We start from the raw sequence: 14,243 nt of genomic DNA, 5'->3' as shown, positions 1-14,243 counted from the left end.
CACGAGTGGTGCCCGGCGCCAGATCGAGGTTCCCAAAGGCCCTTCGGCCTTTGGCGGGGAGGGTCCGGGAGGGGCAGAGCCCCTCCTGGTTCCGGAAACCGACCCTCACGGCAGCCACCCGACCACCTGGTCCTGCGCGCCGCCCGTCATCAGCAGCAGCGCGCGTCCGTCGCAGCGCACCAGCACCAGGCGTCGCCGCGCGTCGAGCGCGATCGTCTCCTCGATGTGCAGCCGCGTTCCCGGGCGCGGCGCGAGGCCCGTCCGCCGCGCGAGGTTCCCGGCGAGCAGGATCAGCGCCAGCACGCCGATGAGCGCGCCGGCGGCGGTGATCCAGGTCGTGGAATCGATGATCATGCCGCGGCCTCCTGCCGGCGGTTGAAGGGGTCAGGCGCGGGGCATGGCGTCGCGCAGGCCGTCGAGCCGCGAAACAAGGCCGAGGAGCCGCACGCGCACGGCCGGCACGGCGCTGCGCGGGGCGGCGAGGCAGGCGGCGCAGAGCCGTTCAACCTCGGCTTCCAGCCCGTCCAGCTCGATGCGGCGGCGCTCCCCGACCAGGGCGACGGCCACCGCGACCATCGCCTCGATCGCCTCGATCGCCGCGAGGAGCGCGGTGGCCTGGCGGGCCTCGGTGCCGATGCTGTCCATCGCGGTATCGAACACCCGCGCTGGTTACCGCCGCGTTGTCGCCGCCGTTAACCGAACCTTCGTCACGCGCATGCGAGGTCTGCGCCATGGACCCGACCCGCAGCGGCCCGATCGCCCTCGCCGAGACGCGCCTGCACTGGCTGGACGCACGGCAGCGCGTGCTGGCGCACAACGTCGCCAATGCCGATACGCCGGGCTACCGCCCCTCGGACATGCGCCCCTTCGCGCAGGCGCTGGCAGGGGCGGACCGGGCGATGGCGCGCACTGATCCGCGTCACCTAGCCGCACCACGGGATGCGCGCGCGCAGCGCGAACGACGTGTGGAACACACGATGGACGGCAACGGTGTCGCGCTCGACCGGGAAGCGCTGCGCATCGCCGACACCGAGACGGCGCACGCCGTCGCGGTCGGGCTGCACCGCCGCTACCTCGGCATGTTCCGCACTGCGCTCGGGCGCAACCAGTAGGGGGCAGGGAATGGATCTCGATCGCGCGTTGCGCATTTCGGCCGCCGGCATGCAGGCGCAGTCCACGCGGCTGCGCGTCGTCGCCGAGAACCTGGCGAACCGCGACAGCACCGGGCAAGCGCCCGGGGCCGACCCATATCGCCGCAAGATCGTGACGTTCCGAAACCGCATGGACAGCGAATTGGGCGCCGAGACGGTGCGCGTCGCGCGGATCGGCACCGCGCCTGGGGACTTTCCGCAGCGTCATGATCCGTCGCACCCCGCGGCGGATGCCCGCGGCTATGTCCGCGTGCCGAACATCGATTCCATTGTCGAGACGATGGATATGCGCGAGGCGCAGCGTTCCTACGCCGCGAACCTCCAGGTACTCGAAGTCACCCGAGGCATGCTGACCCGCACGATCGAGGCGTTGCGCTGATGGCCTTGCCACTGACCGCTGCCGGCGTCGCCTCCGCCTATCGTGCTGCCGATGCGCTGCCGCAGGCGGCAACCGGCGGTGCGGGATTCGGCGCGGCGCTGACGCGGGCGATGGAACAGGCCGTCGATGTCGGCCGCCAGGCCGATGCCGCCTCGACTGCCGCGTTGACGGGGCAGGGCAGCGTGACCGACGTCGTGCTCGCCGTCGGTCGCGCCGAACTCACCCTGCAGACGGCGGTAGCGGTGCGTGACCGCGTCGTGGCTGCCTATCAGGACGTGATGCGAATGCCGATCTGACGCGGCACCGACCACGTCAGGTCCAGGGAAAATCCCGGCCGTGAACGAAACCGCCCTTGCCGCGCGCGAAGCGCTCTGGGTGGCCCTGCAGATCGGCGGGCCACTCCTGCTGATAATGCTTGCCATCGGCCTGGTGATCGCCGTGCTCCAGGCGCTGACCCAGGTGAACGAGGCGACGCTCGCCTTCCTGCCCAAGGTCGTGGCCCTGGCGGCGGCGCTGCTCCTGCTCGGGCCATTCTTCGTCGGCGTACTGCGCGGCTATGCGGGCGGGCTGTTCCAGGCGGTGGTGGATGTGGGGCTGAAGGGCTGAATGGAGCCCCCAGGATTGCTCGCCGAACTGCCGGCGCTCGCCTTCCACGCTGCGCTGCTGTTCGCCCGGCTCGGAGCGGCAGCAATGCTGCTGCCGGGGCTTGGCGAACAGGAAGTGCCGGCGCCGATACGCCTGGGCCTCGGGCTCGGGCTGGTCGTCCTGCTGTTGCCGGCCCTGGCGGCCGGCCTGCCGGCGGCACCGGACGATGCCGGGCAGGCGGTAAGGCTGATCGGGCTTGAGGTCGTGGTCGGCCTCTGGCTCGGCGGGCTGGCTCGGCTGGTGACGCTGGCCATGGCGATGGCGGGACAGGCGGTCGCTCTGCTGCTCGGGCTAGCCCAGGCGCTGGTGCCGGACCCGGAACTCGGTGGGCTGGGCACGGCGACAGGGCGGCTGTTCTCGCTCGCCGCCGCGGTGCTGGTGCTGGCCAGCGGCCTCTACGCCATACCGTTGCGCGCCCTCGTGGAATCCTACGCGCTGCTGCCGGTCGGGGAGCCATTCCCCGCCGGTGCGGGTGCCGAGGCGATGGCGGTCGCGGCGTCCGACAGCCTCGCCCTAGCGCTTCGGCTCGCCGCGCCGTTCGTGCTGGCAGCGGTCGTCATCAATGTCGCGCTCGGCCTGCTGACGCGCATCGCGCCGCAGGTGCAGGTCTATTTCATCGCCGTGCCGGGCCAGGTGCTGGCGGGCCTGGCGCTGCTCGCGCTGATCCTGCCGGCGTTGCTCGGTGCCTTCGGGGAAGCGGCACGCGAGGCTTTCCTCTCGCTGCCCGGTCTGCGCTGACGCATGGCGGGGCAGGACGACGGCTCCGAGGCCGAGGACAAAACGGAAGCCGCATCGCCCCGGCGGCTGGAGAAGGCGCGGGAGGACGGTCAGGTCGCCCTGTCGCGGGACCTGGTGGGCTTCGGCGCGCTGTCGGGCGGCGTGCTCGGGCTGGTGCTGTCCGCGCCGTTGGCGGTGGAGATGCTGCGCGGCCTGGCCGGTGCGATGGCTCGCGCGCATGCGATCCCGGTGATGGAATCGGCGCTCGAGATGGCGCGGCTTGGCCTGATGGCCGCGCTGCCGGTGGCGCTGCTGACGGCGCTGGGCGCGATCGCTGCCACCTTCCTGCAGACGCGGATGCTGGTCTCCGCCAAGGGGCTGGCGCCGCAGCTTTCGCGGCTGAACCCCTTCGCTTCGCTGAAGCGCATCTTTGGCCCGGACGGCGCCGTCGAGCTGCTGCGGACCATCATCAAGCTCGGCCTGGTGGGCGCGGCGCTATGGCATGCGATGGGCGACCCGGCCGAACTGCCGCGCCTGCTGTTCCTGCCGGCGGCCGCACTGCTCGCCCGGCTCGGGGAGGCGGCGGCGGACCTGACGATCGCCGCCCTTCTGGCCTTTGCGGCCGTCGCGGCGCTCGACTGGCTGTGGGTGCGCCATCGCCACCTCCAGCGCCTGCGCATGTCCCGCCAGGACCAGAAGGAAGAGGCGCGCGAGAGCGAAGGCGACCCGCATGTGAAGGCCCGCCAGCGGCAGATCCGTCAGCAGCGGGCAAGGGGGCGGATGATGGCCGCGGTGCCCAAGGCGGCCGTGGTGATCACCAACCCCACTCACTTCGCGGTGGCGCTGGCGTATGAGCAGGGTGGCGAAGCGGCGCCACGCATCGTCGCCAAGGGCGCCGATGAGGTCGCGGCGCGCATCCGTGCGGCGGCCGGGGAGGCAGGCGTGCCGGTCGTCTCCAACCCGCCGCTGGCGCGCGCCCTATTCCGGCTGGATCTGGATACGGAAATTCCGCCGGAGCACTATCAGGCCGTGGCCGAGATCATCGCCTATGTTTGGCGGCTCGGCGGGCGGGGGCAGGCAGGGTGAGCGAATTGCGCAGGCGCGGACCGGACGTGGCAGCCTTCCGGAAACTGTTCGAGGCCGAGGAGGCGGTCGGCCTGGCGGTGGTGGACACGGAAGGACGCATCCGGTTCGCCAATGCCGCGCTGTCACGGCTGTGCGGCGGCGGCCCACCGCCGCAGTCGGGGTGCATCGCGGCGGTGTTGTTCACGGAGGACACGGCCGATGGCGTGGCGGGGGCACTGCGCGCCGCGCTAGCCGGCCCGCCGGCCCCGCCGGTGGTGCTCGCGCGCCTCGCCGATGCGTCGCTGCCGCCCGATGCGCAGGTCGAGGTCGCCTGCCGGCCGCTCCGCGGGGAACCCGGCGCCCTGCTGCGCGTGACCGATGTGACCGCGCGGCAGCGGATGCAGGCGCAGATGGAAGAAGGCGCGCGGCTGCAATCCGTCGGCCGGCTTGCGGGGGGGGTGGCGCACGACTTCAACAACCTGCTCGCGGCGATCTCCGGCGCGGCGGAAGCGGCCCTGTCGCGACAGCCCGATGCGCCGACGACCGAGGATCTGCGCCAGATTCTCGACAGTGCGGCGCGGGGGGCGCGGCTGGTGAAGCAGCTGCTGGCCTTCGCGTCGCGACAGGCGCTGGCGCCGCGGGTGCTGCCGCTGGCCGGGATGGTGGAAGCGATGATCCCGCTGCTGCGCCGGCTGCTCGGCGGGCGGCATGAACTGGGGCTTCACCTGCCGCCGAAGCCCGGGCCCTTCGTGCGGGTGGACGGCTCGCAGCTCGACCAGGTGCTGTTGAACCTGGTGGTGAATGCGCGCGACGCCATGCCGGATGGCGGCACGATCGGCATCCGCGTCGCAGCCCTGACGCTGGCCGAGCAGCGCATCGAAACCGGTGGGGTGGTGCCGCCGGGCGACTGGGTGGTGCTGAGCATCGAGGATGCCGGCCGCGGCATTGCGCCCGCCGACCTGCCGCGGATATTCGAGCCCTTCTTCACCACGCGCCGCTCCGAAGGCGGCACCGGTCTCGGCCTGCCCACGGTGCTCGGCATCCTGAGGCAATCCGGGGGGCAGGTGACGGTCGAAACCCGGCCGGGCGAAGGCACAGCCTTCCATCTATGGTTCCCGGCGGTGACGGATATGCGGGAGGCTGCGCCGGTGCCCACGCGGGCCGCACCGGCGGCAGCGGACGTGCCCCGTCGTGTGCTGCTGGTCGACGATGAGGCGCCGCTGCGGCGCCTTGCCGCCCACGCGCTGAAGGCGGCGGGGCACGAGGTGCGGGAGGCCGAGGATGCCGAGACCGCGCTGGAGGCGGTGAGGGCGGGCTTCGTGCCGGACGTGCTGGTCTCCGACGTCACCATGCCGGGCGACATGGACGGCTTCGCGCTGGCCGAGGGGCTGCGGGACCTGGTGCCCGGCCTCTTGGTCGTGCTGGTTTCCGGCTATGCCGAGCGCGCGGTGGGGGAGGGGCTGTCGGGGCAGAGCCTCGTCTTCCTGGAGAAGCCGTTCCGCATGAAGGCGCTGCTGGAGGCGATCGCCGGGGTCAGTTCTTAATTTGTTCTTGCTGTCCCGTGCGCTGGGGCGCATCTTTCCCTTGCGCCGAATCGTGTCCCCATGAGCGGGTGCGGACGGCCCGGCGGGTCAACTGATCCGCTACGAATGGGCGATAGACTGCAAGGAGATATCGCCTTATGGTTGATAAATCGTCGCCGGATCGGGGGAAGGGCATGGATAAGGGAAAGGCGCTCGACGCCGCGCTGAGCCAGATCGAACGGGCCTTCGGCAAAGGCTCGATCATGCGCCTCGGTGCCAAGCAGTCCCAGCAGGGCGAGATCGAGGTCGTGTCCTCCGGTTCGCTCGGGCTCGACCTCGCGCTGGGCATCGGCGGCCTGCCGAAGGGCCGCATCATTGAGATCTACGGGCCGGAATCCTCGGGCAAGACGACGCTCGCGCTGCATGTCATCGCTGAGGCCCAGAAGAAGGGCGGCACCTGCGCCTTCGTCGATGCCGAACATGCACTGGACCCCGGCTATGCCAAGAAGCTCGGCGTCGATGTCGACAACCTGCTGATCAGCCAGCCGGATGCCGGCGAGCAGGCGCTCGAGATCGCCGATACGCTGGTGCGCTCGGGCGCGATCGACGTGCTGGTGGTCGATTCCGTCGCCGCCCTGGTGCCACGCGCGGAACTCGAAGGCGAGATGGGCGACACCCATGTCGGCCTGCATGCTCGCCTGATGTCCCAGGCGCTGCGCAAGCTGACCGGCTCGGTCGCGAAGTCCAACACGCTGCTGATCTTCCTGAACCAGATCCGGCTCAAGATCGGCGTGATGTTCGGCAACCCGGAGACCACCACGGGCGGCAACGCGCTGAAGTTCTATGCCTCGGTCCGCATGGAGATCCGCCGCATCGGGGCGATCAAGGACCGCGACGAGGTCACCGGCAACCACACCCGCGTCAAGGTGGTGAAGAACAAGATGGCCCCGCCGTTCCGCGAGGTCGAGTTCGACATCATGTATGGCGAAGGCATCTCCAAGGTCGGCGAGTTGATCGACCTCGGCGTGAAGGCCAGCGTCGTCGAGAAGTCGGGCGCCTGGTTCTCCTGCGACAGCCAGCGCATCGGCCAGGGGCGCGAGAACGCGAAGCAGTTCCTCCGCGATCACCCGGAGATGTCGAATTCCATCGAGCAGCGCATCCGCGGCCAGGCCGGCCTGCTCGCCGACCAGATGCTGGTGGGCGAGGGTGGCGACGACGACGAGGCGATGGCGGCGGAGTAACCCGCGCCGCATCGCACGAACCGAAGGACGCCCGCGGCAGGGATGCCGCGGGCGTTTGTCGTTCCAGGTGGCGCGCAACCCTGCCGGGTTACGCCGTGTTGTTCAGCGGAGGAGATAACCACCGATGAACACGCCCCGTCCCCCCCACCTGCCGAAGAACGCCCCCGAGCCTCCCCCGGAGAAGCCGCATCCGCTGCACCGGCCCGATGAGCGGAAGGAAGGCGGGCCGGATTTCGGCAAGGCAGACAAGCAGCAGGAGAACCGCCGGAAAACGAAGAACGATGCGGAGGAGGAACGCGAGGCGTAGGCCCAGCTAAGGCATCAGCGCCGCTCGCGATCGACCTCGATCACCCGTCCGTCACGGGCGTGGACGTCCACTTCGATCTTGCGGCCTTGCGCGTCCCGGCCTTCCACCTCCCAACGGCCGTCGTCGCAATCGACTTCCTGCACCCGCGCGACGCCGGCATCACGGGCGATGCGGATTGCCTCCTCGGCGGTGATGCCCGTGCGGCACAGGCCCTCATCGGCGAAGGCAGGCCCGGCAAGCAGCGGCAGGGCGAGGCAGGTGGCGAGCAGGGTGACTCGGGTCATGGTGCATCCTATCGACATTAACGATCGTCCATATTGGTTGGCGCGGCCGCAGCGCCAGGGGGGCGTGCCGCCCCTTCACGCCCCGCGTGCCGCGCGCTACCTGTCGCTCCTTTCAGGCCAACACCTTGCCGGGACCGGTTCTTCCCGGGCGACGCGACGGGCGGGACATGACCAGCAGCAACGATATTCGCGCCACCTTCCTGGATTACTTCCACCGCAATAGCCATGAGGTGGTGGAATCGAGCCCGCTGGTCCCGCGCAACGACCCGACGCTGATGTTCGCGAATTCGGGCATGGTGCAGTTCAAGAACGTCTTCACCGGACAGGAGACGCGCCCGTACAAGCGCGCCACCACGGCGCAGAAGTCGGTGCGCGCCGGCGGCAAGCACAACGACCTCGACAATGTCGGCTACACCGCGCGCCATCACACTTTCTTCGAGATGCTGGGGAACTTCTCCTTCGGCGACTACTTCAAGGAGCAGGCGATCCCCTATGCGTGGGAATTGCTGACCAAGGACTTCGCGCTGCCGAAGGACAAGCTGCTCGTCACCGTCTATTCAGAGGACGACGACGCGGCCGCCATCTGGAAGAAGGTGGCCGGCCTGCCCGACAGCCGCATCATCCGCATCAGCACCTCCGACAATTTCTGGCGCATGGGCGATACCGGCCCCTGCGGCCCTTGCTCCGAGATCTTCTTCGATCACGGCGACAAGATCCCGGGCGGCCCGCCCGGTTCCCCCGATGAGGATGGCGACCGCTTCATCGAGATCTGGAACCTGGTCTTCATGCAGTTCCTCGAGGACCCGCCCGGCACGCGCAACCCGCTGCCGCGCCCGTCCATCGACACCGGCATGGGCCTGGAACGCTTCGCCGCCATCCTGCAGGGCAAGCACGACAACTATGACACGGACACGCTGCGCGCGCTGATCCTCGCCTCGGCGGAAGCGACGGGGCAGGAGCCGGACGGCCCGTTCCGCATCAGCCACCGCGTCGTCGCGGACCATCTGCGCGCCGGCGCCTTCCTGATCGCCGATGGCGTGCTGCCGTCGAATGAAGGCCGCGGCTATGTCCTGCGCCGCATCCTGCGCCGCGCGATGCGCCACGCGCATATGATGGGCTCTCGCGAGCCGCTGATGCACCGCCTGCTGCCGGCGCTGGTGCGCCAGATGGGCGCGGCCTATCCGGAGCTGGTGCGCGCCGAGGCGCTGATCTCCGAGACGCTGCGGCTGGAGGAGACCCGCTTCCGCTCGCTGCTGGAACGCGGCCTCGGCCTGCTGGCGGAGGAAACCGGCAAGCTCGGCGACAAGCAGACGCTGCCGGGCGACGTCGCCTTCCGCCTGTATGACACCTACGGCTTCCCACTCGACCTGACGCAGGATGCGCTGCGCGCCGAGGGCCGACCGGTCGATGTCGAGGGCTTCAACGCCGCCATGGCCGAGCAGCGCAAGCGCGCCCGCGCCGCCTGGGCGGGCTCGGGCGAGGCCGCGACGGAAGGCGTGTGGTTCGACCTGAAGGAGAAGGTCGGCGCGTCCGAATTCCTCGGCTATTCCACCGAGACCGCCGAGGGCGAGATCGTCGCCATCGTGCAGGACGGCAAGCCGGTCGACAGCGCGCCGGTCGGCGCCGAGGTCGCGGTGCTGCTGAACCAGACGCCCTTCTACGCGGAATCCGGCGGCCAGGTCGGCGACACCGGCATCATCCAGAGCGGCGACACCCGCATAGAGATCCGCGACACGCAGAAGAAGCTCGGCGCGCTGTTCGTGCACCTCGGCACCGTCGTGTCAGGTGAGGCGAAGCTCGGCCTCCCCGTGCAGGCCGAGGTCGATCATGCGCGGCGGTCGAAGATCCGCTCGCACCACTCCGCGACGCATCTGCTGCATGAGGCGCTACGTCGCCGGCTCGGCAACCATGTCGCGCAGAAGGGCTCGCTGAACGCGCCGGACCGGCTGCGGTTCGATGTCTCCCAGCCGACCCCGATGACCGAGGAAGACCTGCGCTGGGTCGAGGCCGAGGTGAACGCCCGCATTCGCGAGAATGCCGAGGTCGTCACCCGCCTGATGACGCCTGAAGCCGCCGTCGAGGCCGGCGCGATGGCGCTGTTCGGCGAGAAGTATGGCGAGGAGGTCCGCGTCGTCGGCATGGCCCATGACCCGGCGGCCGTCGAGAAGCACGGCGTCTATTCGCTGGAACTCTGCGGTGGCACGCATGTGCGGCGGACCGGCGATATCGGTCTCTTCAAGATCGTGTCCGAAGGTGCGGTGTCTGCCGGCGTGCGGCGGGTCGAGGCGGTGACCGGCGAGGCGGCACTCGGCCTGGTCGGCGAGATGGAGGAAAGCCTGCAGGCCGCGGCGGCGGTGCTGAAGGTGCAGCCAGGCGAACTCGCCGGCCGCATTGCCGCGCTCGTCGAGGAGCGCCGCAAGCTCGAACGCGACGTGGTGGACCTGCGCAAGAAGCTCGCGACCGGCGGCGGCGGTGCTGAGGTCGAAGAAGTCGCCGGCCTGCGCGTCGCGCTGCGCGACCTGGGCGAGGTGCCGCCGCGCGACCTGAAGGGGCTGGCTGAGGCCATCCTGAAGGGCGGCACCGCGGATGTCGTGGCGCTGGTCAGCACGGCGGAGGGCAAGGCCTCGATCGTCGTCGCAACCGGCGAGCAGGCGAAGGGCAAGGCGGATGCCGTGGCCCTGGTGCGTGCCGCATCGGCCGCGGTCGGCGGCAAGGGCGGCGGCGGCCGGCCGGACATGGCGCAGGCGGGCGGGCCGGACGCGACCAAGGCAGCCGAGGCCCTGGCGGCCGTGCGCGACACCTTGACCCACGGCGTGGCGGCGTGACAGATCGCTGTCGGGCGCGGGATTTCGGCCTCGCACCCGGCATCTTCGCGCCCGGCGCGAACAACGCCATCACCGATGTCGACGGCGTCGCCGTCGGCCATGTCACGCTGATCGAGGGCGACGCCACCCGCACCGGCGTCACCGCGATCCTGCCGCATCCCGGCAATCTCTTCGCCGAGCGCGTCCCGGCCGGCCTCGCCGTCATGAACGGCTTCGGCAAGCTGGCGGGCGCGACGCAGCTCACCGAGCTCGGCGAACTCGAAACGCCGCTCGTGCTGACCAACACGCTGGCCGTCGGCCGCGCGGTCGAGGCACTGGTGGACTGGACCCTCGCGCGCAATCCGGACGCGGTGAGCGTCAACGCCGTGGTGGGCGAGACCAATGACGGCCGCCTGAACGACATCCGCGCGCTCGGCGTCACGCGCGACCAGGTCCTCGCTGCCCTTGATGCGGCCGTACCTGGCCCGGTCGCCGAGGGCTGCGTCGGCGCCGGCACCGGCACGATGGCCTTCGGCTGGAAGGGGGGCATCGGCACGTCGTCCCGCCTGCTGCCTGCCGCGCTCGGCGGCTGGACTATCGGTGCGCTGGTCCAGGCGAATTACGGTGGCGTGCTGACCATGGACGGCGTTCCGGTCGGGCGCGAACTCGGCAAGTGGTATCTGAAGGAGCACACCGACCGCGGGGACGCGGACGGGTCGGTCATGGTAGTGATCGCCACCGACGCACCGCTGTCCGACCGCAACCTGGCGCGGCTCGCCAGCCGCTCCATGGCCGGCCTCGCACGCACAGGTGCTGCGTTCAGCGATGGCTCGGGCGACTACGCCATCGCCTTCAGCACCCATGCCGGCGTCCGACGGGATGCCCGGCGCCGCGCCGGTCAGGCGGATGTCGCCGATTGGCCGAATGATCGCATGTCGCCGCTGTTTGTCGCGGCGGCCGAGGCGGTGGAGGAGGCCGTCCTGAACGCCCTGACCATGGCAACCACCATCGTCGGCCGCGACGGCCGCACCGGCCGGCGCGCCACCGGGCATGCCATCGATCTCGATGCGCTGCGCGCGGTGCTGCGGGCGCACGGCCGATGAGACGCGCGCTCCTGACCCTCCTGCTCACCTTCGCGATCCCTGCGGAGGCTGCCCGCACCACGCTGCGCGCCAACCGGCCGGGTGCGACGCCACTCGAACTCCGCGCGACCTCCAATGACGAATACTGGGTGATCGACGTGCTCGAAGGCGGCGTGTCGAGCCAGCGCATCGAGGTGCAGTCCGACCTGCCGAACACCCTGCCGCGCCTGATCGATACCAACGGCGATGGTGCGGCCGATCTCTGGGTGCCGGTGATCGGCGGCAATGCGAATACCGCCTGGGATATCTGGCTGATGGAACCCGGCGGCGCCCGTTTCCGCCGCGCGGGAGAGGTGAGCGGCGTCGGCTTCTCGCGCGCCGGCGGGCGGCTGGTGTCGCTCGGGCGCAATGGCTGCTGCGCCGTCTCCTATACCTTCCACGATTTCACGCCGGAGGGCCGGCTGCGCGAGGCCTTCGCGGTGGAACGGCAGATCGACGATCTAGGCCGCGGCACCTGCGAACCGTCCGAGATCGCCATCACCGCGCCGGCGGATGCGGTGACGTCGCTGTGCCGCCTGCGGCCGGGTCAACTACCGGGGACCGTGTTCCGGCTGCCCTGATCAACGCACCTCACGCGTTGCCAGCGCATCCCGCGCCACTGACCGGAACTCACGCCGGTGCAGTTCGCGCAGCACGAGCAGGCTTGCGACGATCAGCGCCAGCGGATGAATGATCCAGGCGAGCGCCGCCAGGCCGAAGTAGTACGCCCTGAGCCCTGTGTTGAAGTGCCGTGCGGCACGGTTCGCGAGCTTCGCCGCGGCATCCGCATGGCCGACGGCATGAGGGTCCAGCGGCATGCCCATGAGCAGCGTCGAGGTGTAGTTGAACTGGCGCAACGCCCAGGTGAACTCGAAGAAGGTCTTCACGAAGATCACCAGCAGAAGGCCGATCTTCAGCTCCCACATCATCTCATCCGGCATCTGGCTCCAGGGCAGGACCGCGACGACGTGCCGCGCCGGGTCGGGCGCCGAGAGCATCGCGACCAGGCCGCCCAGCACCAGGATCGAGGTGGTGGCGAGGAAGGAGGTCGACGACATCAGGTTGCCGATCGCCGCGATGTCCGCGATGCGGTTCTCGCGGCCCAGCGCGGCGCGCATCCAGCGATGGCGGTGCTCGTCCATCGCGGCGATGACGCTGCGGGCGCGGATCGACTTCACGCGGTCCGTGATCGAGGCGTACCCTATCCAGGCGAGGGCGAAGACCGCGAGGGCGACCCAGTCGAGGATGGTGAGCGGCAGCGTCATGAGTCGGCAGGGACCGGGACGGGCGTGCAACTCACCGCCAAAGACTCCCGCGCGTCGCGGGTGGCCCCCGTGAAGCGGCGCGATGCATGGCTCCAGGTATAGGGCAGGGTGACGCCGCGGCAGCCGCCGCCGCGCTCGCAATAGGTGATGCGCAGTTCGAGCCGGCCACGCCGCACGCGCAGGGAGGGGCGGCCCTGCTGGATCTCCTCGAACAGGGTCTGGCGCCAGACCTGCCCGTCCTGCGCGGTCCAGGCGACCTCGACCGAGGTCGATTGATGGGACCACCCCGCCGAGCGAAGGCCCACGCGCCAGCGGACGGCACCCGGCGGCAGCCCGCGCAGCGTGCCCCGATCCGTGCGCTCCATGCTGTCCCAATCGACGCAGTCGGCGAGCGCCGGCGAGGCGACCGGCGGCAGCGCCAGCAGCGCCACGGCCAGCGCGCTAACGGCGCAGCGGGTCATAGGGCGCGATGTCCAGTGGCGGCGCCTCGCCGAGCGCAAGCTGGGCGGCGACCCGGCCGGCGAAGGGCGAGACGGTCAGCCCCGACGGCCCCAGGCCGTTGGCAATCACGAGCCCCGGCAGGCCGGGCACGGTGCCGAGCAGGGGCCGGCCGTCGGGGGGCATCGGGCGGAAGCCGATCCGCGTTTCGACATGCGTCGCCTGCGCCAGCCCCGGCGCGACCGACAGCGCGGTGCCCAGCACCTCCGCAAGCCCGGCCGCGGTCACGCGCTGGTCGAAGCCCGACCCTGTCTCCCGCGTCGCGCCGATGACGACACGGCCATCCTCGAAGGTCAGCAGGTAGTGGGAGGTCATCGGGTAGAGCACCGGCCAGGCGCGGGTATCCATCCCTTCCAGCCGCAGATGCAGGATCTGCCCGCGCTGGGGCTCGATCGCCAGGCGCAGGCCGAGCGGGGCGAGCAGGGAAGGTGCCCAGGCCCCGGCCGCGACGATGACTGCATCGGCGCCGATCGCCTCGCCATCCAGGCTCGCGCCGCGCAGCCGGTCGCCTTCCGTCAGCAGCGCGGCGCTGCCCTGCCGGATGACGCCGCCGCGCTGCGCGATGGCCCGGTGCAGTCCAGCGGCCAACCGCCGGCCGTCCACGCGGGCGCCGCCGGTCAGGTGCAGCGCGGCGCGCGGTGCCATGGCGGGGAACAGGCGCTGCGCCTCGGCCGCGGTCAAACGCGCGACATCGCCGGCGAGCGGGCAGGCGGCGGCGCGACGGCGCACCAGCGGCTCGATTGCATCGAGCACCGCCGGGTCCTCCGGCGCGCAGAGCGTCCCGACGCGAGCATAGCCCAGATCGGTTTCGCCATCCTCGGCCAGCGCGGCAACCAGGTCGGGATAGGCGGTCGCGCCGCCTTCGAGCATGGCGTAGAGCGCCTCACCCTCGTAGCGCGTGGTCCAGGGGGAGACGATGCCGGCGCCCGCCTGGGTGGCGCGGCCGGGATGGGCGGCGTCGATCAGCACGGCCTCGGCACCCGCTCGCAGCAGTGAGTAAGCCGCGATGGAACCGAGGATGCCCCCGCCGATGACGATCACGCGCATACGCATCCCCCCAGTGAGCCGGTAAGCGACCCCCGCCGCGTCACGCCGCCGGCGCGCGTTGCCCTCGCCGGCCGCGGCACCGCACCAACCGACGCCGCATTGCAAGGGCATCGGGACGGCGACGCAAGCCCCTGACGGTCCATCCCGGCGAACGAAAAACGGCCCGCACCCCTTCCGGAATGCGGGCCGCCCGACG

18 protein-coding genes are annotated in these 14,243 nt (G+C 70.8%); 12 read left to right on the top strand and 6 right to left on the bottom strand.

Features of this window, described 5'->3' with window-relative positions; genetic code table 11:
* Window positions 1–105 precede the first annotated feature (105 nt).
* On the bottom strand, window positions 106–354 hold the full coding sequence (locus GXW78_RS06630; RefSeq protein WP_211867205.1) for a flagellar biosynthetic protein FliO: 249 nt from the start codon (window positions 352–354) through the stop codon (window positions 106–108).
* Window positions 355–384: 30 nt separating this feature from the next.
* Window positions 385–645 carry a hypothetical protein gene (locus tag GXW78_RS06625; protein ID WP_211867203.1) on the bottom strand — a complete coding sequence of 87 codons (261 nt, stop codon included), beginning with the start codon at window positions 643–645 and terminating at the stop codon, window positions 385–387.
* 86 nt (window positions 646–731) lie between these two features.
* Between GXW78_RS06625 and GXW78_RS06620 the strand changes: the two genes are divergently transcribed.
* The 9 genes from GXW78_RS06620 (at window position 732) to GXW78_RS06580 (ending at window position 7,028) form a co-directional block, all read left to right on the top strand.
* On the top strand, window positions 732–1,112 hold the full coding sequence (locus GXW78_RS06620; protein ID WP_211867201.1) for a flagellar basal body rod protein FlgB: 381 nt from the start codon (window positions 732–734) through the stop codon (window positions 1,110–1,112).
* 10 nt (window positions 1,113–1,122) lie between these two features.
* Window positions 1,123–1,530, top strand: a complete 408-nt coding sequence (gene flgC, locus GXW78_RS06615; protein WP_211867199.1) for a flagellar basal body rod protein FlgC — start codon at window positions 1,123–1,125, stop codon at window positions 1,528–1,530.
* Window positions 1,530–1,826, top strand: a complete 297-nt coding sequence (locus tag GXW78_RS06610; protein WP_211867197.1) for a flagellar hook-basal body complex protein FliE — start codon at window positions 1,530–1,532, stop codon at window positions 1,824–1,826. The genes flgC and GXW78_RS06610 overlap by 1 nt, the downstream gene beginning before the upstream one ends.
* Window positions 1,827–1,866: 40 nt before the next feature.
* Window positions 1,867–2,136 (top strand): flagellar biosynthetic protein FliQ, encoded by a 270-nt coding sequence (locus GXW78_RS06605; protein ID WP_211867196.1) that lies wholly within the window; start codon window positions 1,867–1,869, stop codon window positions 2,134–2,136.
* On the top strand, window positions 2,137–2,913 hold the full coding sequence (locus GXW78_RS06600; RefSeq protein WP_211867195.1) for a flagellar biosynthetic protein FliR: 777 nt from the start codon (window positions 2,137–2,139) through the stop codon (window positions 2,911–2,913).
* 3 nt (window positions 2,914–2,916) lie between these two features.
* Window positions 2,917–3,978, top strand: a complete 1,062-nt coding sequence (locus tag GXW78_RS06595) for an EscU/YscU/HrcU family type III secretion system export apparatus switch protein (RefSeq protein ID WP_211867194.1) — start codon at window positions 2,917–2,919, stop codon at window positions 3,976–3,978.
* 26 nt (window positions 3,979–4,004) lie between these two features.
* Window positions 4,005–5,501 (top strand): hybrid sensor histidine kinase/response regulator, encoded by a 1,497-nt coding sequence (locus GXW78_RS06590; RefSeq protein WP_211867193.1) that lies wholly within the window; start codon window positions 4,005–4,007, stop codon window positions 5,499–5,501.
* Between the two features lie 173 nt (window positions 5,502–5,674).
* The gene (gene recA, locus GXW78_RS06585; RefSeq protein WP_211867192.1) at window positions 5,675–6,721 is read left to right on the top strand and encodes a recombinase RecA; all 1,047 of its coding nucleotides are present in this window, start codon (window positions 5,675–5,677) and stop codon (window positions 6,719–6,721) included.
* Window positions 6,722–6,845: 124 nt separating this feature from the next.
* Entirely contained in the window at window positions 6,846–7,028 is a 183-nt protein-coding gene (locus GXW78_RS06580; RefSeq protein ID WP_211867190.1) for a hypothetical protein, read from the top strand.
* Window positions 7,029–7,042: 14 nt separating this feature from the next.
* Here the strand turns inward: GXW78_RS06580 and GXW78_RS06575 are convergent, their stop codons facing one another.
* Entirely contained in the window at window positions 7,043–7,312 is a 270-nt protein-coding gene (locus GXW78_RS06575) for a PepSY domain-containing protein (RefSeq protein WP_211867188.1), read from the bottom strand.
* Between the two features lie 167 nt (window positions 7,313–7,479).
* Between GXW78_RS06575 and alaS the strand changes: the two genes are divergently transcribed.
* Genes alaS through GXW78_RS06560 form a run of 3 tightly spaced genes read left to right on the top strand, consistent with a single transcriptional unit; the run spans window position 7,480 to window position 11,818 of the window.
* The gene (alaS, locus tag GXW78_RS06570; RefSeq protein WP_211867186.1) at window positions 7,480–10,137 is read left to right on the top strand and encodes an alanine--tRNA ligase; all 2,658 of its coding nucleotides are present in this window, start codon (window positions 7,480–7,482) and stop codon (window positions 10,135–10,137) included.
* A complete protein-coding gene (locus GXW78_RS06565; protein ID WP_211867184.1) occupies window positions 10,134–11,219 on the top strand; it encodes a DmpA family aminopeptidase in 1,086 nt (361 codons plus the stop codon). The genes alaS and GXW78_RS06565 overlap by 4 nt, the downstream gene beginning before the upstream one ends.
* Entirely contained in the window at window positions 11,216–11,818 is a 603-nt protein-coding gene (locus GXW78_RS06560; RefSeq protein ID WP_211867182.1) for a hypothetical protein, read from the top strand. Before GXW78_RS06565 ends, GXW78_RS06560 begins: the two co-directional genes overlap by 4 nt.
* On the opposite strand, the gene GXW78_RS06555 is transcribed toward GXW78_RS06560, so the two are convergent.
* Genes GXW78_RS06555 through GXW78_RS06545 form a run of 3 tightly spaced genes read right to left on the bottom strand, consistent with a single transcriptional unit; the run spans window position 11,819 to window position 14,047 of the window.
* Window positions 11,819–12,502 (bottom strand): DUF599 domain-containing protein, encoded by a 684-nt coding sequence (locus GXW78_RS06555; protein ID WP_211867180.1) that lies wholly within the window; start codon window positions 12,500–12,502, stop codon window positions 11,819–11,821. It lies immediately after the preceding gene.
* The gene (locus tag GXW78_RS06550; RefSeq protein ID WP_211867178.1) at window positions 12,499–12,963 is read right to left on the bottom strand and encodes a hypothetical protein; all 465 of its coding nucleotides are present in this window, start codon (window positions 12,961–12,963) and stop codon (window positions 12,499–12,501) included. Before GXW78_RS06550 ends, GXW78_RS06555 begins: the two co-directional genes overlap by 4 nt.
* Window positions 12,944–14,047, bottom strand: coding sequence for an NAD(P)/FAD-dependent oxidoreductase (locus GXW78_RS06545; RefSeq protein WP_211867176.1), 1,104 nt, complete (start codon window positions 14,045–14,047; stop codon window positions 12,944–12,946). The genes GXW78_RS06550 and GXW78_RS06545 overlap by 20 nt, the downstream gene beginning before the upstream one ends.
* Window positions 14,048–14,243 lie beyond the last annotated feature (196 nt).

The organism is Neoroseomonas terrae (assembly GCF_018129025.1).
Taxonomy (GTDB): Bacteria; Pseudomonadota; Alphaproteobacteria; order Acetobacterales; family Acetobacteraceae; genus Neoroseomonas; species Neoroseomonas terrae.
This window is presented reverse-complemented; position numbering and strand designations above follow the sequence as displayed.